17 protein-coding genes are annotated in these 17,448 nt (G+C 70.9%); 3 read left to right on the top strand and 14 right to left on the bottom strand.

All coding sequences use genetic code 11. The features are described from left to right. Positions 1-43: 43 nt before the first annotated feature. The 5 genes from OG453_RS17930 to infC all read right to left on the bottom strand — a co-directional run bounded on the left by OG453_RS17930 (position 44) and on the right by infC (position 3,767). Positions 44-1,159: an ATP-binding protein gene (locus OG453_RS17930; RefSeq protein WP_266868910.1), complete on the bottom strand. Its 1,116-nt coding sequence runs from the start codon at positions 1,157-1,159 to the stop codon at positions 44-46. A 52-nt stretch (positions 1,160-1,211) separates the two neighbouring features. Next, positions 1,212-2,057 (bottom strand): RNA methyltransferase, encoded by an 846-nt coding sequence (locus OG453_RS17925; RefSeq protein ID WP_266868908.1) that lies wholly within the window; start codon positions 2,055-2,057, stop codon positions 1,212-1,214. A gap of 167 nt (positions 2,058-2,224) precedes the next feature. Next, positions 2,225-2,611: a 50S ribosomal protein L20 gene (gene rplT / locus OG453_RS17920; RefSeq protein ID WP_266868907.1), complete on the bottom strand. Its 387-nt coding sequence runs from the start codon at positions 2,609-2,611 to the stop codon at positions 2,225-2,227. A gap of 97 nt (positions 2,612-2,708) precedes the next feature. After that, on the bottom strand, positions 2,709-2,903 hold the full coding sequence (gene rpmI / locus OG453_RS17915) for a 50S ribosomal protein L35 (protein WP_135330421.1): 195 nt from the start codon (positions 2,901-2,903) through the stop codon (positions 2,709-2,711). A 120-nt stretch (positions 2,904-3,023) separates the two neighbouring features. Further along, positions 3,024-3,767 carry a translation initiation factor IF-3 gene (gene infC, locus OG453_RS17910; RefSeq protein WP_266869915.1) on the bottom strand — a complete coding sequence of 248 codons (744 nt, stop codon included), beginning with the start codon at positions 3,765-3,767 and terminating at the stop codon, positions 3,024-3,026. Between the two features lie 321 nt (positions 3,768-4,088). Here infC and OG453_RS17905 point away from each other — a divergent pair, with 321 nt between their 5' ends. Further along, positions 4,089-4,466, top strand: a complete 378-nt coding sequence (locus OG453_RS17905) for a DUF1844 domain-containing protein (protein ID WP_266868906.1) — start codon at positions 4,089-4,091, stop codon at positions 4,464-4,466. 4 nt (positions 4,467-4,470) lie between these two features. Here the strand turns inward: OG453_RS17905 and OG453_RS17900 are convergent, their stop codons facing one another. The 3 genes from OG453_RS17900 to OG453_RS17890 are packed head-to-tail and all read right to left on the bottom strand — an operon-like array spanning position 4,471 to position 7,872. Further along, the gene (locus tag OG453_RS17900) at positions 4,471-5,205 is read right to left on the bottom strand and encodes an SseB family protein (protein ID WP_266868905.1); all 735 of its coding nucleotides are present in this window, start codon (positions 5,203-5,205) and stop codon (positions 4,471-4,473) included. Between the two features lie 52 nt (positions 5,206-5,257). After that, entirely contained in the window at positions 5,258-6,421 is a 1,164-nt protein-coding gene (gene mycP, locus OG453_RS17895; RefSeq protein WP_266868904.1) for a type VII secretion-associated serine protease mycosin, read from the bottom strand. Then, entirely contained in the window at positions 6,418-7,872 is a 1,455-nt protein-coding gene (locus OG453_RS17890) for a hypothetical protein (protein WP_266868903.1), read from the bottom strand. The genes mycP and OG453_RS17890 overlap by 4 nt, the downstream gene beginning before the upstream one ends. A 138-nt stretch (positions 7,873-8,010) precedes the next feature. Between OG453_RS17890 and OG453_RS17885 the strand changes: the two genes are divergently transcribed. Next, a complete protein-coding gene (locus tag OG453_RS17885; protein WP_266868901.1) occupies positions 8,011-9,213 on the top strand; it encodes an amino acid deaminase/aldolase in 1,203 nt (400 codons plus the stop codon). A gap of 7 nt (positions 9,214-9,220) precedes the next feature. Here OG453_RS17885 and OG453_RS17880 read toward each other — a convergent pair whose 3' ends face one another. The 6 genes from OG453_RS17880 to OG453_RS17855 all read right to left on the bottom strand — a co-directional run bounded on the left by OG453_RS17880 (position 9,221) and on the right by OG453_RS17855 (position 16,497). After that, positions 9,221-10,174, bottom strand: coding sequence for a DUF2510 domain-containing protein (locus OG453_RS17880; RefSeq protein WP_266868900.1), 954 nt, complete (start codon positions 10,172-10,174; stop codon positions 9,221-9,223). A 28-nt stretch (positions 10,175-10,202) separates the two neighbouring features. Further along, positions 10,203-11,507 (bottom strand): haloacid dehalogenase-like hydrolase, encoded by a 1,305-nt coding sequence (locus OG453_RS17875; protein ID WP_266868899.1) that lies wholly within the window; start codon positions 11,505-11,507, stop codon positions 10,203-10,205. 34 nt (positions 11,508-11,541) lie between these two features. Beyond that, complete coding sequence (locus OG453_RS17870; RefSeq protein ID WP_266868898.1) at positions 11,542-12,834, bottom strand: haloacid dehalogenase-like hydrolase; 1,293 nt, start codon at positions 12,832-12,834, stop codon at positions 11,542-11,544. Positions 12,835-12,937: 103 nt separating this feature from the next. Continuing rightward, positions 12,938-13,720, bottom strand: a complete 783-nt coding sequence (locus tag OG453_RS17865) for a 3-oxoacyl-ACP reductase (RefSeq protein ID WP_266868897.1) — start codon at positions 13,718-13,720, stop codon at positions 12,938-12,940. 6 nt (positions 13,721-13,726) lie between these two features. Further along, complete coding sequence (locus tag OG453_RS17860; RefSeq protein WP_266868896.1) at positions 13,727-15,118, bottom strand: aldehyde dehydrogenase; 1,392 nt, start codon at positions 15,116-15,118, stop codon at positions 13,727-13,729. 8 nt (positions 15,119-15,126) lie between these two features. Beyond that, entirely contained in the window at positions 15,127-16,497 is a 1,371-nt protein-coding gene (locus tag OG453_RS17855) for a glutamine synthetase family protein (RefSeq protein ID WP_266868895.1), read from the bottom strand. Between the two features lie 77 nt (positions 16,498-16,574). On the opposite strand from OG453_RS17855, the gene OG453_RS17850 reads away from it, so the two are divergent. Continuing rightward, entirely contained in the window at positions 16,575-17,321 is a 747-nt protein-coding gene (locus OG453_RS17850; protein ID WP_266868893.1) for a FadR/GntR family transcriptional regulator, read from the top strand. Positions 17,322-17,448: the final 127 nt, after the last annotated feature.

The raw sequence follows: 17,448 nt of genomic DNA, 5'->3' as shown, positions 1-17,448 counted from the left end.
CCCGCGGGCGGTGCTCGGGCGGATCAAAGGTGATCAGTGATGATCAGAGCAGATACGCCGGAGTGCCCACGGGCAACGTAAATCGGAATTCGGCGCCGCCGGCGGGCGCGCGGCCGACGGTGATCGTCCCGCCGTGCGCCTCCACGATGCCCTTCACGATGTACAAGCCGAGTCCCGTCCCGCCGCGCTTGCTGCCCCGCCAGAAGCGGGTGAAGACACGGCCCATCGATTCCTCCGGAATGCCGGGGCCCTCGTCGCTCACGGTCACGGCCGTCGAGCAGGTCACCGAGGACGCCACATCAATGGTGACCGTTCCCTCGCCGTGCCGCACGGCATTTTCCAGGAGGTTGCTGAGCACCTGGTCGATCTTGTCGGGGTCGGCCCAGAGGTCGGGCAGCGGCTGCTCTATCCGTACGAGGAAGCGGTCGGCGTCCTGGCCGGATGCGACATGGGCCTGGACGTGGCGGCCGACGGCGGCGCCGATGTCGACGGGCTGCCGGCGCAGTTCGAGCCGCCCGGAGTCGATCCTTGAAATATCGAGGAGCTCGGCGATGAGCCGGGTGACGCGGTTGGCGTCGGCGTCCACCGTCTCCAGCATCAGCTTCTTCTGGTCGTCGGTGAACCGCTCCCACTTGGCGAGCAGTGTCGCCGTGAAGCCCTTGACGGAGGTGAGGGGCGAGCGGAGCTCATGGGCGACCGTGGCGATCAGCTCGGCATGGCTGCGCTCGGTGCGGCGGCGGGCCTCGGTGTCGCGGATGGACACGACGACACGGCGGACGGGCCCGGTGGGCGCGGTGCGCACATAGCGCGCGGAGACGAGGACCTCACGCCCGCCGGGGAGCAGCAGATTGCGCTCGGGCTGGGCGAAGCGGGTGGCGAGGCCGCCGTAGGGATCGGTGAGCTGCCACCAGCGGCGCCCTTCGAGGTCCTCTAAAGGCAGGGCGAGCTCCAGCGGTGAGCCCAGGGCGTCGGCGGCACGGACCGCGGTGATGCGTGCGGCCGCGGTGTTGAAGCAGATGACGTGGCCCGTCTCGTCCGCGACGACGAGGCCGTCGGGCAGCTCGTCCGGGTCAAGGCCCAGGCTGCCGAGGCCGCCCGGGTCCGCGCGGGTGCGCAGGACGGTCTGCGCTCCCGGTGATCTGCTCGTGCCGATGGTCATTCCCCGTATCCCACCTCTAGGACTGGCGTGGGCCCCCGAGTCCGTCACACTACTAGCTGGGGGTTACGGAACGGCACCCTCCCACGGCACGCTGTGCACGGGCGGAGGCGTAGAGGCACACCGCCGCCGCCGTCGCGAGGTTGAGGCTCTCGGCTCTGCCGTGGATCGGAACGCGCACCACGGCGTCGGCGAGTGCGCGGGTCTCCTCCGGAAGCCCCCACGCCTCGTTGCCGAAGACCCAGGCGGACGGGGTGCCCATGGTGCCCTTGTCGAGCTCGTCGTCGAGGTCGTCCTCGCCCGCGCCGTCGGCGGCGAGGATGCGTACGCCCGCGTCCTTGAGCCCCTGCACGGCCCGCTCGACGGGTACGCCGACGGCGACGGGCAGATGGAAGAGCGAACCGACCGAAGCGCGCACGCACTTGGGGTTGTAGAGATCCACGGAGGCGTCGGTGAGGATCACCGCCTCGGCACCCGCGGCGTCGGCACACCGCAGCACGGTGCCGGCGTTCCCGGGGTCGCGGACGTGCGCGAGCACGGCGACGAGCTTGGGCCGGGCGGCGAGGATGTCCTCGAAGGGCGTGTCCAGAAACCGGCAGACCCCGACGAGCCCCTGAGGCGTCACGGTCGTCGAGATGTCGGCGATGACGTCCTCGTCGGCGAGGTGCACCCGGGCTCCGGCGGCGCGGGCCTCCCCCACGATGTCGGCGTACCGTTCGGCGGCGTCGACGGTCGCGAACAGCTCCACCAGCGTGTCCGAGTAGGCAGCAGCCTCCCGCACGGCTTGTGGCCCCTCAGCAAGAAACAGCCGCTCCTTACCCCTGAAGTTCCGCTTGGCCAGCCGCCGTGCGGCGCTGACTCGGGGCGACTTGGGGGAGATCAACTCGGGAGCGGCAACCATGAAACTCACCTCAGGAAGAGCGCCCCGAAGGGGCGCGGGGAACTGCGCGACCAGCCGAGAACAACCCGCGGACGGCAGACGACAGACGACGGCAGACGAGAAGCCGAACGCACTCGGACCCGCAGGCCAGTTGGCCTGCGGGTCCGGGACGCTCAGAAACGCAAAGCCTAGGCGGCAGCCTTGGGGGCGTTGACGTCCGACGGCAGAGCCTTCTGCGCAACCTCGACGAGCGCCGCGAAGGCGTTCGCGTCGTTGACGGCCAGCTCCGCGAGGATCTTGCGGTCCACCTCGATGTTGGCGGCCTTCAGACCCTGGATGAAGCGGTTGTAGGTGATGCCGTTGGCGCGGGCAGCGGCGTTGATGCGCTGGATCCACAGCTGACGGAAGTCGCCCTTGCGCTTCTTGCGGTCGTTGTAGTTGTAGACCAGGGAGTGGGTGACCTGCTCCTTGGCCTTGCGGTACAGGCGCGACCTCTGGCCGCGGTAACCCTTGGCCGCCTCGAGGATCGCCCGACGCTTCTTGTGGGCGTTGACTGCCCGCTTGACGCGTGCCACTTGTTAACTCCTTGTAGCGGGGCCGTGGTTGTCTTCACACGACCCGGTATCGATTGGGTCCCGGTCAGAATTCAGGCGCCGTCTTCGGCGCCCGAACTCACTTGCCGAGAAGCTTCTTGATCTTCTTGGCGTCGCCCGGGGCCATCTCGGCGTTGCCGCTGAGGCGACGCGTCAGACGGGACGACTTGTGTTCGAGCAGGTGGCGCTTGCCGGCGCGCTCACGGAGCACCTTGCCGGAGCCGGTGATCTTGAAGCGCTTGCTGGCACCGCTGTGCGTCTTGTTCTTCGGCATAGCGCCGTTCTCTCCTCGTCAGTGGCACTCCCTGCCGTTTCCGGTTCCTGCGAATCGGAGGCAGGGAGCGTCAGATGTATCGGTTGTCATCCAAGGCGCGCGTGGGAGGCGCGTCCCGGATCAGGCTTCGGCAGGCTCCTCGGCGGGCGCCTCGACCTCGGCTGCGGCCTCGACGGCCTCGGCCTCGTCGGGCGTCTCCTCCGCGGAGTCGTCCGTGCGGCCCTGTCGCTCGGCCTTGCGGGCGGCCTGGGCCTCGCGGGCCTCGGCCATGGCTTCGGTCTTCTTCTTGTGCGGACCGAGGACCATGATCATGTTTCGGCCGTCCTGCTTCGGGTTCGACTCGATGAACCCGAGGTCTTCGACGTCGTTCGCGAGACGCTGCAGGAGTCGGTAGCCGAGCTCCGGGCGGGACTGCTCGCGACCACGGAACATGATCGTGATCTTGACCTTGTCGCCCTGCTTGAGGAACCGGACGACGTGACCCTTCTTGGTGTCATAGTCGTGCGGGTCGATCTTCGGCCGGAGCTTCATCTCCTTGATGACCGTGTGCGCCTGGTTCTTGCGCGCCTCACGGGCCTTCATGGCCGACTCGTACTTGAACTTCCCGTAGTCCATGAGCTTGCACACGGGCGGACGGGCGGTAGCCGCCACCTCGACCAGGTCGAGGTCGTACTCCTGTGCAAGCTCCAGGGCCTTGGCAAGCGGAACAATCCCGACCTGCTCGCCGCTGGGACCGACAAGTCGCACCTCGGGAACGCGAATCCGGTCGTTGATGCGGGGCTCGGCGCTGATGGATCCTCCTCGGTAGCACCACGCGGCGGTCTGGCGGACAGCCGCGTTACGTCTGTGTATTCGGACCAACAGCTTCGGCGCATAAAAAATGCCCCAGCCGATCACAGGAAGGGGCTCCATTACTACCGGAGCACCTCCGCGATGATCGCGGGGCGCAACTCGGGCGGACCATAGTCTCGGGGACTGTGGCCGCCTGACCGGTGACCCGCCGCTCCGGGGAGCGGCCAGGTGGGAAGCGGAGCCTCCACTTGTGGGCCGGGTTCCTTGCGTTTGGACGCGAGTATCCGGCCGGTCGTTACACAAGGTTAGCAGGTCCCCGGGGGTGCGGCTAACCAGCGTGCACGCGGAGTCCCGCGGCGCCGCCCGTACGGGGCTCCGCTTATCGTGTGGGACATGAGCGACGCGACCCCCACCCCCGAGTCCCCCGCAGGCGACTCCCCCGACTTCGACACCCTGACCCGCGACATCGCGGACGTCCCCGCGGTCGAGGTGATCACCACGGTGGCGGTCCACCTGATGAGCGCCGCGGCCGTGAACCTGGGACTCGCCGAGGGCGGCGAGGGCCACAAGGACCTGGACGAGGCCCGCAAGCTGATCCACTCCCTGGCCGGTCTCATGGACGCGAGCGCCACGGAGATCTCCTCGTTCCACGCGGCCCCGCTGCGCGACGGCCTGAAGTCGCTGCAGCTGGCCTTCCGCGAGGCCTCCGACGTGCCGGACGAGCCGAGTCAGGGCCCGGGCGAGAAGTACACGGGCCCGGTCTTCGGCTGAGTCCTCACACCGTACGTACGTAAAGGGGCTCGCCCGGTGGCGTCGCCTCGGCCGGCAGCAGTGCCAGGTCGAGGCCGCTCACCAGGCGGGCCCTCAGTGTTTCGTCGGCCGCCAGGTGCCGGGCCACGCGCTGGGCGGCTTCGCCGGGGGCCGCGGAGGGGTCGATGACGAGGGCGAGAGTGCCGTCCGCGCTGCCCGCGCCGAGGTAGGCGCGCAGGACGGCGGGCTCGGCGGCGACGGCGGCTCGCACGGCCGCGGTCACGGCCGGGTCGCCCAGCGGGTCCTGGCTGCGGCGGCCCTCGGAGAGGGCGATCAGGGCGGAGCGGTTGATCTCGTACGGGACCGGGCCCGCGAGGTCGAGCACGATGGTGTCGGCCTGCTCGTGGGCGGCGGCCGCGAGCGCCTGGTGCAGCGGCACGGCGACGGGCCGGGCCTCCGGGTCCCACAGGGCGAGGGACGCGGTCGAGGTGAAGGCGGGCAGCGCCTTGCGGTCGCCCGCCTTGAGGGTGGGGACCGCCATGTCGCTGGTCTTCTCGCGGCGCAGGCCGTTCTCGTCCTCCTCGACCTCGCCGAGGACAGCGACGACGGGGACGAGAAGGCGGGCGCCCGCGAGTGCTTCGAGGACCGGGCCGTGCGCGGTGCGGTCATCGGCCCAGGCGGCGAGCGCGCTGGTCAGCCGGGGGTCGGCGGACCCGTTGTCGTCGGAGAAGCCGGGGTCCGGGATGTTCTTGTTCGCCACGGTCCCGACCCTATCGACCGTGGCAGGGAGCCGGACGACCGCGGTCCCGCTCCTAGCGGACGGGGTTTCCCCGCCGGCCGCGCCACAGGTAGACCGCCGCCGCGAGGAGAGCCACGCCCAGGCCGCCCGCGACCGGGCCGACCCAGCCGGCGGGGCCGTCGTCGCCCCGGTCGGGGTCGGGTCCCGTACCGAAGTACTTCTTCTCGTACGCCGCCGAGGTCAGCCCCTGCGGCTTCAGCTTGCCGCCGTCGGCGATCGCGGCCGCCGGGTCGATGAAGCCGAAGCCCCGGGAGTCGTCGCGGCCGCCGCCCGGGACGTCGCGGGCCGTGTCCTCGATGAGCTGCTTGATCTGGGCGGGGGTCAGGCCGGGGTGGGCGTCGCGGATCAGCGCGACGGCGCCGGAGACGAACGCGGATGCGGCGCTGGTGCCCCAGCCCTCGTAGTACTCGCGGTCCGGGTCGGCGATGACGATGTCCTTGCCGGGGGCGCTGACGGTGGCGTACCAGCGGCGGGTGGAGAAGGAGGCGCGGTCGCCGTCCTCGTCGACGGCGGTGGCGGCGATCACGCCGGGGTAGGCCGCCGGGTAGGAGATGTGGTCGCCGCGCTCGCCGCCGTTGCCCGCGGACGCGACGACGACGGCGCCCTTCTTCAGGGCGTACTGGACGGCCGCGTCCTCGGCGGGTTCGGGGTGGGCGGACTTGGAGTCGTCGCCCAGGGAGAGGTTGATGACGTCGGCGCCGTGGTCGGCGGCCCAGCGGATGCCGTCGGCCAGGGCGTTGCCCCGGGTGTTGCGGGCCTTCGCGCGGGCCGGGTCGCCGTCCTCGAGGATCACGCGGATCGGCAGGATCTTCGCTTCCGGTGCGATGCCGAGCACGCCGTCGCCGCCGCCCGCGCCGTGTCCGTGGCCGGCGATGATGCCGGCCATGGCGGTGCCGTGCCGGGCCCAGGGGCGGTCGCCCCGCTTCGCGCCGAAGCCGACCATGTCCTTGCCCTGCAGGACGTTGCCCTTCAGGTCGGGGTGTTCGGCGTCTATGCCGGTGTCCAGGACGGCGACGGTGATGCCCTTGCCCTTGGTCGTCTGCCAGGCCCGGTCGGTGTGCATGGCGTCCAGGGCCCACTGCTGGGCGCGGATGCCGTCGTCGGCGTGCGCGATGGTGGGCAGCAGGGCAAGCGATCCGGCGACCAGGGTTGCGGTCGTCAACTGACGGATTCTCATGAGGACTTCTCCGTGGCCGCGATGGTCTTGCGCAGGCCTCGCTCGACGCGGTCGGCGATGCCCTTCGCCTCGTTGCCGAGGCCGGCCTGGGCGGGGGCGCTGGTGGCGGAGGTCTTCATGGCTTCCTCGGCGGGCTCCGGTTCGGTGACCGTGCGGCCGTCGGCGAAGCCGGAGACGGCGAAGGCGACGACGGGGGCGTCCGGCAGGACGGACACGGTCCAGGAGGCGCGCTGGGCGTCGCCGAAGCCGGCGGCCGGGGTGCCCTTGGCGGCGTACGGCCGTGGCATCAGGTCGGCGCGCCGGTCGAGGCCCTCCTCCGTGAAGCGGGTGCGCAGGGAGCGCATCGCGTCGGCGTCGGCCTTGGTGAACAGCAGGCCCACCGTGGTGACATGGCTGCGGGTCGCGTCCGTGTACGTGGCGCGCAGCAGCCGCAGGCAGCCTGCCGGGGCGAGCGCCTTGCGCAGGAGCGGGTCGAAGGCCGCCTTGCAGCCGCTGTCGGGGGCGACGGCTATCCGGGTCCAGGTGCGGTCGGCGCCGCCGGGGCCCGCGCCCTCTCCCTTGATGGTGACGGGGAAGAGCTGGTCGACGGGCACGCTGTGCCAGAGCTCGCCCGCGACGGCGTACGCGGACTGCGTGCTGCCCGCTCCCTCGGCGTCGCCGGTCAGCCAACTCCCCGTGGCCGCACCGCCGATGAGCCCGAGGCCGAGCACCACACAGGCAGCGGCGGCGGCCGCCCTGGGGCGCGCCCAGGAGCGGACGGGCCGCAGCCGGGTGGTGCTGTCGTCGTACAGCACCGGCCGCGCGAAGGTCACGAAGGGGCGCCCGGCACCGGGGCCCGGTGTCAGGTCTACGGCACCAACTGCCCTGCGGGCGGCGGCGGTTCGGGGGGAAGGCGCCTCGGACACCGCAGCGGGCTTCGGCGGCACCGGCGGGGGCAATCGGTAATCGGCGGCGTCCGCGGCGGTCTCGTTCACGGGCTCGGCGCCTGTTCCGGTTTCTGCGAGGCGGGGCGGGACGGGAGGCTGCGGCGGGACGGCCGGAGGGGCGGCAGGGGCGGCCAGGGCAGGCTCCTGCTCCGGCTCCCGTATCCGCGTCGTGCCCGGCGTACCCGTCGTCGCCGACGGCGGCGGCGCATCGGGGAAGCGGGCCGATGCGGGCGGTGGTGGCGGGGACGCCGGGGTCACGGATGCCGCGTCACCCTCCTGGTCCACCGGCTTCGGGGGATGCGCCGGGGCCGGGGAAACGGGCTGCCGTACGCGGTCGAAGGGGGCAAGCAGGTCCCCGAGGACGGAGTCGCCGTCGGGCGCCCGGTCGGCGGGCTCGGCGTCCGGGTCCACGGGTGGCACCGGCGGGCGCAGATCCGGGAAGCGGGCCGCGGCGGGCGGCTGCGGCGGCGGGGGTGGAGTCGCGGGCTGTGGCGGGACGGGAGTCCGCCGCGCTTCCGTGCTCATGCACCCCCCGTTTCCTCGCTCTTGTGCGCGTAACTCTAGAGGCAGACACAGGTCGGCAGGGAACCAGTCCGCGGGCCGGGGCGATCTGCCCGGATCGTCCCCCTACCCTCGGGTAATCGCGTCTGGCAGGCTTCGGTCATGACTGGCCGTGCCGCAGACCGAGCCCGCTACGACCGGGCCACCGCACACCTCGACGCCCCGCTCGCGATCGTCGATCTGGAGGCGTTCGACGCCAACGCCGACGATCTCGTGCGCAGGGCCGGCGGGAAGCCGATCCGGGTGGCGAGCAAGTCCGTGCGCTGCCGGGCCCTGCTTGAGCGGGTCCTTGCCAAGGACGGCTTCGCGGGGATCATGTCGTTCACGCTCGACGAGTCGATCTGGCTCGCCCGGTCCGGGTTCGACGACGTGCTTCTCGCCTATCCGTCTGCCGACCGCGCCGGATTCGCCGAGCTCACCGCCGACCCGAAGCTGGCCGCGTCGGTGACCGTGATGATCGACGACCCGGCGCAGCTGAAGCTCATCGACGAGGCCAGGGGCGACGGGACCGAAGAGGTGCGGGTCTGTCTGGAACTGGACACCGCCTTCAAGGCCCTCGGGGGGCAGGTGCGGATAGGGGCACGGCGCTCCCCGCTGCACTCTCCCGTCCAGGTCGCCGCCCTGGCCCGCGCCGTGGCCCGGCGGCCCGGCTTCCGGCTCGTGGGCGTGATGGCGTACGAGGGGCATGTGGCCGGGGTCGGTGACGCGGTCGCGGGGCATCCGGTCAGGTCGCGGGCGATCCGGATGATGCAGAGCGCGGCCCGCAAGGAGCTCGCGGTCCGCCGGGCGGAGACCATCCGCACGGTGCGCGCGATCGCGCCTGACCTGGAGTTCGTCAACGGCGGCGGCACGGGCAGCGTCCAGCACACGGCGGCCGAGGACGCGGTGACCGAGATCGCCGCCGGGTCGGGTCTGTACGTACCGCGGCTCTTCGACAACTACACGTCGTTCAGCGGGCGTCCGGCCGCGCTCTTCGGGCAGCCCGTGGTGCGCAGGCCCGGCGTCGGCACGGTGACGGTGCTCGGCGGCGGCTACCCGGCGTCGGGCGCCGCGGGCCCCGACCGCTCCCCCGTGCCGTACCTCCCGGAAGGGCTGCGCTACGACCCGCAGGAAGGCGCGGGCGAGGTGCAGACCCCGCTGCTCGGCGCCCCCGCCGACGACCTCCTGATCGGCGACAAGGTGTGGTTCCGGCATGCCAAGGCCGGGGAGATGTGCGAGCGGTTCGATGCGCTGCACCTCGTGCAGGGCGACCGCGTGACGGCGACCGTGCCGACGTATCGGGGCGAGGGCCACACGTTCCTCTAGTGCGGAGTCACGGTGTGGCGCCCACGCTGTTGCCCACGCCGCCGCTGGTCTCGCCTTCGCCGATCGTCCTGATGCCCTTGGTCATCTTGTCCAGGTCGGCGAGGGGCGGCGCGCCGTCCCCGGCGTCGATGGCGAAGCGGACGATGACCGGCGCCTCGGACCCGAGGCTTGAGGGGAAGGCGAGCGACTGGACGTATCCGCCGGGGCCCTTCGCGGTGTAGACGCGCCAGCGGACGAGGTATCCGGAGCGTCCTGCGACCGCCACGCTCCCCTCCTTCACCTTCTCGTGCCGCGTGATGCCGCCGAACAGTTCCCGGCCGATCGCGTCCTGGTCGTACGCCCGGTCCGCCGCGTCCTTGATGTCCCCGAGCGCCAGCGCCTTGGGCGAGCGTTCGTCGGTGGCCGTCGCCGTGCGGGAGTACACCGTGCCGTGCCGGCAGAAGCCGCCCTCGCCGGGGCAGTCGTAGGTGTCCGGCGTCTGGATGGTCGGGTCGCTGCCGACGGTGTTGTCGGCCTTCTCCCAGCCGTCGAGGACGGGGATCGTGATGCCGTTCAGCTGGTCCACGAGGTGGGAGGGGTCGGGGTCGGGCGCCGACGTGGTGGGCGTCGGGGAGGTCGGCGACGGGGTGTCCACCGGCTCCGACGTGGTCGGCGCGGGATCGCCGCCCGTCGGCTCGCCGTCGTCGCCGCCGAGCACCACGGCACCGGTGACGATCGACGCGACCAGGACGACCCCGGCGACGGCGAGCGCGACGACCTTGGCCCGGCCGCCGCCTCCCCCTGAAGGCACCGGCAGCTGCTGTGTCGGCGGGCCGAACCCCGGCTGCGCCTGGCCCAGGTGAGGGGCTTCGGGCGTGCGCCGGTGCTCGGTCCAGGCGGACCCGTCCCACCAGCGCTCGACGTGCTGTGCCGGTTGGGCCGACGGGTCCGCGTACCAGCCGGGAGGGGGCGACATGCTCATCCCGGCACTCTAAGTCGTGCCCCGAAGATCAGAACACCGAGTCCGCCTGATCAGGCACGACCGAGCCGTCCTCGCGCAGGACCGGGCCCTTGCTTCCGTCGTGTTCGTTGTACGCGGCCGTCGAGCACGGGTACGGGTCGGTCTTGCCCGGCAGCGGCTCGATGAACATGGGGTTGACCAGCCAGCGGCCGTCGGCGTTGTCGTAGGCGCGGCACATGAACTCGCTCTTGTTGCGGTTCAGGACCAGGTGCGCGCCGGTCGCGTCGCCCACGAACGTCACATCCGTGTCGGCGTCGCCGCCGCCGAGCGTGATGCGGTGGGACCAGTCCTGCTTGTCCCAGGCCGACTTGCCCTGGACGCCGTAGATCTCCTGGTTGATCCAGCAGCGCTTGCCGTCGATGTAGGGGATGGCCTCGCCTTGGTTGACGGGGACGTCGCCGCAGCCCTGGTTCCAGGTGGTGATGCGGCCCTTGCGGTCGAGGACGGAGCGGATGGCGATGGTGTGCTTGCGGTCGATGCCGACGCCCCCTTTACCGGCAGCCCAGACCTCGGTGACCGGCTCCGAGCCCGCCGAGACGATGTAGACGTCGAAACCGGCCTTCTTGAGCGTGCGGATCAGGTCGCGCTGCTGGTCGTAGTAGCGGGCGTACGCGGGGATCACGTGCGTGCCGACGGTCTGGGTGGCGCCGACGGGGGCGGCCAGGGCCTCCTTGCGGGCCTTCGCGGCGTACGACTCCAGTTCGGGGACGGTGTGCCCGGCGAACAGCTGGGGCACCCAGGCGTACTGGGGCACGGTGTGCCGGTGGTCCCACTCACCCGCGAAGGCGGCGGCGCCGCTCATCGTCTTGCCGTCCTCGCGGACCTCGAAGATCTCGTCGGCGCAGTCGGTGTCCGTGGACGTGGGCAGCGGCTTGCCGACCGGCACGTCCGTGCCGCAGGCGGCGGTGAGCGCCTTGTCGGCCTCGTCCGTCATCCACTTGCTGGTGGACTTCCAGCCGGCCGGACGCAGGATCTTGTCGTGGTGGAGGGACCAGGCGATCGTCGCGTCGGTGATGTCGTTCTTGACGACGGTGTTGTCCCAGTCGAAGGCGGCGACCGGACGCTTCTCGTCGTGGCCCCGGTGGGGGCCGCAGCGGCCGCGCTCGTCGATCATCTGCTGGAGCCGGTCACGGTTGTCGCCGTACCAGGTCAGCTTCTTGGACAGCTGCGGGCAATGGGCCTTCACAGCGGGGGAGTTCGCGGGCGTGGCGGCGGCCGCGGGGAGTGCAGCCGGCACGGCCGCCAGAGTGGCGGCCGTGGCCAGCGTCAACGCCAAAGCATGTCTGTTGCGCATGCGCATGGACCGTACATCAATCTCTGAGGCCTGGTCAGGTCCCATGCACCGTGTCCTGCTGGTCGGGGATGACGGAACCGTCGGTGCGGCGCACCGGGCCCTCGGCGCCGTCGCGTTCGGTGTAGCCGGTGGTGGCGCACGGGTAGGGCTCGGCGAGCCTGCCCTTGGGTTCGATGAACATGGGGTTGACCAGCCAGCGGCCGTCGCCGTTGTCGTAAGCGCGGCACATCAGCTCGTTCTTGTTGCGGTTCAGGACGAGGCGCAGGGCCGTGGCGTCGCGCAGGAAGGAGATGTCGGTGTCGGAGTCGCCGGCCGCGAACACCTGTCGCTTCTCCGCCGGTTGGACCTTCTCGGCGGCGGCGCCCCGCACTCCGTAGATCTCCTGGTTGATCCAGCAGCGCTTGCCGTCGATGTACGTGATCATCGAGTCGTCGCCGTCCTTGACGGTGCCGCAGCCCTTGAGGTGCCGGGTGAGCGTGCCGTGCGCGGTGACGTTGCGGATGCCGATGGTGTGCCGGGCGTCGATGCCCACGCTCCGCGCCCAGACCTCGGCGACGGGCTCGGGCGACGCGGAGACCACGTACACGTCGAATCCGGCCTTCTTGAGCGTACGGATCAGATCCCGCTGCTGGTCGTAGTAGCGGACCCAGCCGGTGAACTTGCCGGTGCCGACGGTCTGTTCGGTGCCGATGGGCGCCGCGAGGTTCTCCTTGCGGGCGGCCGCCGCGAAGCCCTTGATCTGGCGGGCGGACCAGCCCTGGGTGAGCTGGGCGAGCCAGGCGTACTGGGGCTCCATGCGGCGGTGGTCGAAGCCGTCGAAGGCCGCTTCCCCGCTCTTGGTGGTGCCCTCGGCGTAGACGGAGGTGATCTCGTCGGCGCAGTCCGTGTCGCGGCCGGTGGGCAGGGTGGTGCCGGTGGCGGGGCAGGCCTTGGTGAGGGCCTTGGCCGCGGGGTCGGTGAGGTAGCGGCTGGTGGTGTGCCAGTCGGCGTTCTTCGGCGTACGTATCTTGCTGTTGCGCAGCAGCCAGAACATGGTGGCGTCGCCGACGTCGTTCTTGATGACCGTGTTGTCCCAGTCGAAGGTGGCGACGGGCTTGGCGCCGCCTCTCCGATGCTGCTCGCCGCACTTCCCGTACGTGTCGATCATCTTCTGGATGCGGGCCTTGTTCTCGCCGTACCAGCCCTTCGAGACGGTGAGGTCGGGGCAGTGCGCGGCCTTGGACCGTGTGGGCTGGGTGGCCTCCGCGGTGGCCTGGACGGTGACGAGACCGGCTCCGGCGACGGCGATGACGGCTGCGGCCGCGGTGGCGCGGCGCTTGAAGTTCACGAACACACTCCAGTGTTTACGCAGGTCAGCCGGGCGTCGTGCGACGCCCGGCTGACGGGTGGGTGGCTGCTGGGTGAACTGCGGGGTGAACCGCGCGTGGGGCCTACAGCGGGGTGACGTACGCCCCGGTGAGCCCGCCGTCGACGAGGAAGTCCGTGGCGTTCACGAACGAGGAGTCGTCGCTGGCGAGGAACGCCACCGCGGACGCCATCTCCTCGGGCTCGGCGAAGCGGCCCACGGGGATGTGCACGAGGCGGCGCGCGGCGCGCTCGGGGTCCTTGGCGAACAGCTCCTGGAGCAGCGGGGTGTTGACCGGGCCCGGGCAGAGCGCGTTCACGCGGATGCCCTCGCGGGCGAACTGCACGCCCAGCTCACGGGACATGGCGAGGACGCCGCCCTTGGACGCGGTGTACGAGATCTGGGACGTCGCCGCGCCCATCCTCGCCACGAATGAGGCGGTGTTGATGATCGAGCCCTTGCCCTGCTCCCGCATGTAGGGGATGGCGGCCTTGCAGCACAGGTAGACGGAGGTGAGGTTGACCTCCTGGACGCGCTTCCAGGCCTCGAGGCCCGTGTCCAGGATGGAGTCGTCGTCGGGCGGCGAGATGCCCGCGTTGTTGAAGGCGATGTCGACCGAGCCATAGGTGTCGTACGCGGTCTTGAAGAGCGCATCGACCTGCTCGGCGTCGGTCACGTCGACCTTGACGAAGGTCCCGCCGACCTCCTCGGCGGCGGCCTTGCCCGCGGTCTCGTCGATGTCGCCGCAGACGACGTTGGCGCCCTCGGAGGCGAGGCGGCGCGCGGTGGCGAGGCCGATGCCGCTGCCGGCACCGGTGATGACGGCGGTGCGGCCTACCAGGCGGCGGCAGATGTTCTGTTCGGTCATGGGTGCTCAGGCCTCCGTGCTTTCCGGGCTGGTGCTTTCCGTGCTGATGAAGACGTTCTTGGTTTCCGTGAAGGCGGCGAGCGCGTCCGGGCCGAGCTCGCGGCCGAGTCCGGACTGCTTGTAACCCCCGAACGGGGTCCAATAGCGCACGCTGGAGTGCGAGTTGACGGACAGGTTCCCGGCCTGGACGGCCCCGGACACCCGCAGTGCGCGGCCGACGTCCCGCGTCCAGATGGAGCCGGACAGGCCGTACTCGGTCGCGTTGGCGAGGCGGATCGCGTCGGCCTCGTCGTCGAAGGGCAGGACGACGGCGACCGGGCCGAAGACCTCCTCCGTCGCCACCGGCGCGTCCGCGTCGACGTCGGTGAGCAGCGTCGGCGGGAACCAGAAGCCGGGGCCTTCGGGGGCCGTGCCGTGGATTCCGCTGCCCTCCGGGACGTACGAACGCACCCGCTCCAGCTGGGACTTGGAGATCAGCGGGCCCATCTGCGTCTTCTCGTCGGACGGGTCGCCGACGACGATCGACTCGACGGCGGGCCGCACGATCTCCAGGAAGCGGTCGTACACCGAGCGCTGCACGAGGATGCGGGTGCGGGCGCAGCAGTCCTGGCCGGAGTTGTCGAGATACGACATCGGGGCGGCGAGGGCGGCGGCTTCCACGTCGGCGTCGGCGAAGACGATGTTCGGGCTCTTGCCGCCGAGTTCGAGCGTCAGCCGCTTCACGCGGTCGGCGCACTTGCTCATGATCTGCTTGCCGACACGGGTCGACCCGGTGAACACGATCTTGGCGACGCCGGGGTGCTCGACCAGGGCGTTGCCCGCGATGGCGCCGGTGCCGGGCAGGACCTGGAAGAGACCCTCGGGAAGGCCTGCTTCCAGGGCGAGTTCGGCGAGCCGGAGAGCGGTGAGCGGGGTCGTCTCGGCGGGCTTCAGGATGACCGCGTTGCCGGCCGCGAGCGCGGGGGCGGTGCCCCAGGCGGCGATCGGCATGGGGAAGTTCCAGGGCGCGATGACGCCGACGACGCCGAGCGGTTCGAGGACCGTGACGTTCAGACCGCCGGGCACGGGGATCTGACGGCCACTCAGCCGCTCCACTCCCCCGGCCGAGAAGTCGAGGAGGTCGCGGACGTTGCCCGCCTCCCAGCGCGCGTTGCCGATGACGTGACCGGCCTCGCGCACCTCCAACTGGGCGAGTTCTTCCAGGTGTTCATCGACGGTGACCGCAAAGCGGCGCAGCAGGCGGGCGCGGTCGGCAGGGACGACGGCGGCCCACTTCGCCTGGGCCGCGGTGGCGCGCACGACCGCGGCGTCGATGTCCTGTGCGGTGGCGGCGGGGACGGTCGCGACGACCTCTTCCGTCGCCGGATTCAGTACGTCGAGGTTCTGTACGTCGAGCACGTGCTTCCTCACATACGTTCGAAGGAGCGGCGGAGCTCCCAGTCGGTCACCGCGGAGTCGAAGGCGTCCAGTTCGACCCGCGCCATGTTGCTGTAGTGCGCGACCACCTCGTCGCCGAAGGCGGCCTTGGCGATGGGGCTGTTCTCCCAGAGCTCGGCGGCCTCGCGCAGCGTGGTCGGCACGTGTGCGTAGTCGCCGGTGTAGGCGTTGCCCGTGCACTCCTCCGGCAGTTCGAGCTTCTGCTCTATGCCGTGCAGGCCCGCGGCCACGAGTCCGGCGACCGCGAGGTGCGGGTTCACGTCGCCGCCCGGCAGGCGGTTCTCGAAGCGCATCGAGCGGCCGTGGCCGACGACGCGCAGGGCACAGGTGCGGTTGTCGTAGCCCCAGGCGGCGGCGGTCGGCGCGAACGATCCCGGCCGGAACCGCTTGTAGGAGTTGATGTTGGGCGCGTAGAGGAGCGAGAAGTCCCGGAGCGCGGCGAGCTGCCCGGCCAGGAAGTGGCGCATGACGGGCGACATTCCGCCGGGGTCGTCCGAGGAACCGGCCATGGCGTTGTTGCCGTCGGCGTCCGCGAGCGAGAGGTGGATGTGACAGGAGTTGCCCTCGCGCTCGTTGTACTTGGCCATGAAGGTGATCGAGACACCTTCCTGGGACGCGATCTCCTTGGCGCCGGTCTTGTAGATGGCGTGCTGGTCGCAGGTGACGAGGGCGTCGTCGTACTTGAACACGATCTCGTGCTGGCCGGGATTGCACTCGCCCTTGGCCGACTCGACGACCAGGCCCGCGGCGGTCATGTCGTTGCGGATGCGGCGCAGCAGCGGCTCGATGCGGCCGGTGCCGAGCACGGAGTAGTCGATGTTGTACTGATTCGCCGGGGTCAGGCCCTTGTAGCCGGAGTCCCAGGCCTGCTCGTACGTGTCCTTGAAGACGATGAACTCGAGCTCCGTGCCGACGTTGGCGGTGTAGCCGAGCTCGGCGAGCCGGTCGAGCTGGCGGCGCAGGATCTGCCGGGGCGCGGCGACGACGGGTGAGCCGTCGTTCCAGGCGAGGTCCGCGATGAGCATCGCGGTGCCCTCGTTCCAGGGGACGCGGCGCAGGGTGCTCAGGTCGGCGTGCATCGCGAAGTCGCCGTAGCCGCGGTCCCAGGAGGACATCGCGTATCCGTCGACGGTGTTCATCTCCGTGTCGACGGCCAGGAGGTAGTTGCAGCCCTCCGTGCCGTGCTCCAGGACCTCGTCCAGGAAGAAAGGTGCGGCGAACCGCTTGCCCTGGAGCCGCCCTTGCATATCGGGGAAGGCCAGGACGACAGTGTCGATCTCGCCGCTCGTGACGAGAGCACGCAGCTCTTCGACCCCGAGCGGGGGTGTGCGGTCTGCCACGGGAAAATCCTCCTTGGGTCAGCCGAGAGCCATAAGGTATTGCCGAGAACCATTGATTGGGAAGGGGGTACGGCCAGATGTCGCAGACGGATGCCGACGACGCGAGCGCCGCGACCGATGACCGGCTCACGCCGGTCCTGCGTCCCGTGCGGGCGGGCAACGGCTTCGAGGAGGCCCTGGAGCAGATCCTCCAGGTCGTCCGTCTCGGCCTGGTGCCCGGCGGTGAACGCCTGCCGTCGGAGCGGGAGTTGGCCGACCGCCTCGGCATCAGCCGGGTCACGCTGCGCGAGGTCCTGAAGGTGCTCCAGGACCAGGGCCTCGTCGAGTCGCGGCGCGGCCGCTACGGCGGCACGTTCGTGCGCCCGCGCCCCGAGGCGGCCGGCGAGGACGAGCTGCGGCGGCGCGTGGCGGACGTCGACGTCGAGGACGCGCTGCGCTTCCGCGAGGTCCTGGAGGTCGGAGCGGCCGGTCTCTGCGCGGCGCACGGCCTGGACGACGAGCAGAAGGAGCGGCTGCGCGCGGCGCTCGCCCAGACCCATGACGCGCCCCTGTCCGAGTACCGCCGCCTGGACACCCTCCTGCACCTGACGCTCGCCGAGCTCTGCGGCTCGCCCACGCTCACGGCGCAGTACGCGGCGGTCCGCGCGACCGTGAACGACCTCCTGGACTGCATCCCCCTCTTGGTGCGGAACCTGGAGCATTCGCAGCGCCAGCACACCGCGCTCGTGGAGGCGGTGCTCGACGGGGACGCGGACGGGGCGCGGGAGATCATGCGCGAGCACTGCGCCGGGACGGCCGCCTTGCTGCGGGGTTTTCTGACATAAGGGGCGCGGTGAGGGGTGATTAACCGCGGTGTAACGCAGGGGTCTTGATTTCTCGCCGGTGGCACGGCAAAGGTATGGATCCGTTCCATTGAGTCACCTGAGTTCGCCTGAGTGATCCAGCCGCCGA

Source organism: Streptomyces sp. NBC_01381 (assembly GCF_026340305.1).
In the GTDB taxonomy this organism is placed as follows: Bacteria; Actinomycetota; Actinomycetes; order Streptomycetales; family Streptomycetaceae; genus Streptomyces.
The sequence above is the reverse complement of the archived record's forward strand: the minus strand, read 5'-3'. Positions and strand labels throughout refer to the sequence as shown.

Bases quoted from the DNA above. Each gene is read 5' to 3' on its own strand.
- OG453_RS17875 (WP_266868899.1), bottom strand. From the start codon at position 11,507: ATGCGCAACAGACATGCTTTGGCGTTGACGCTGGCCACGGCCGCCACT.
- OG453_RS17890 (WP_266868903.1), bottom strand. From the start codon at position 7,872: ATGAGCACGGAAGCGCGGCGGACTCCCGTCCCGCCACAGCCCGCGACT.
- mycP (WP_266868904.1), bottom strand. From the start codon at position 6,421: ATGAGAATCCGTCAGTTGACGACCGCAACCCTGGTCGCCGGATCGCTT.
- OG453_RS17905 (WP_266868906.1), top strand. From the start codon at position 4,089: ATGAGCGACGCGACCCCCACCCCCGAGTCCCCCGCAGGCGACTCCCCC.
- OG453_RS17885 (WP_266868901.1), top strand. From the start codon at position 8,011: ATGACTGGCCGTGCCGCAGACCGAGCCCGCTACGACCGGGCCACCGCA.
- rpmI (WP_135330421.1), bottom strand. From the start codon at position 2,903: ATGCCGAAGAACAAGACGCACAGCGGTGCCAGCAAGCGCTTCAAGATC.
- OG453_RS17930 (WP_266868910.1), bottom strand. From the start codon at position 1,159: ATGACCATCGGCACGAGCAGATCACCGGGAGCGCAGACCGTCCTGCGC.
- OG453_RS17880 (WP_266868900.1), bottom strand. From the start codon at position 10,174: ATGAGCATGTCGCCCCCTCCCGGCTGGTACGCGGACCCGTCGGCCCAA.
- OG453_RS17925 (WP_266868908.1), bottom strand. From the start codon at position 2,057: ATGGTTGCCGCTCCCGAGTTGATCTCCCCCAAGTCGCCCCGAGTCAGC.
- OG453_RS17865 (WP_266868897.1), bottom strand. From the start codon at position 13,720: ATGACCGAACAGAACATCTGCCGCCGCCTGGTAGGCCGCACCGCCGTC.
- OG453_RS17850 (WP_266868893.1), top strand. From the start codon at position 16,575: ATGTCGCAGACGGATGCCGACGACGCGAGCGCCGCGACCGATGACCGG.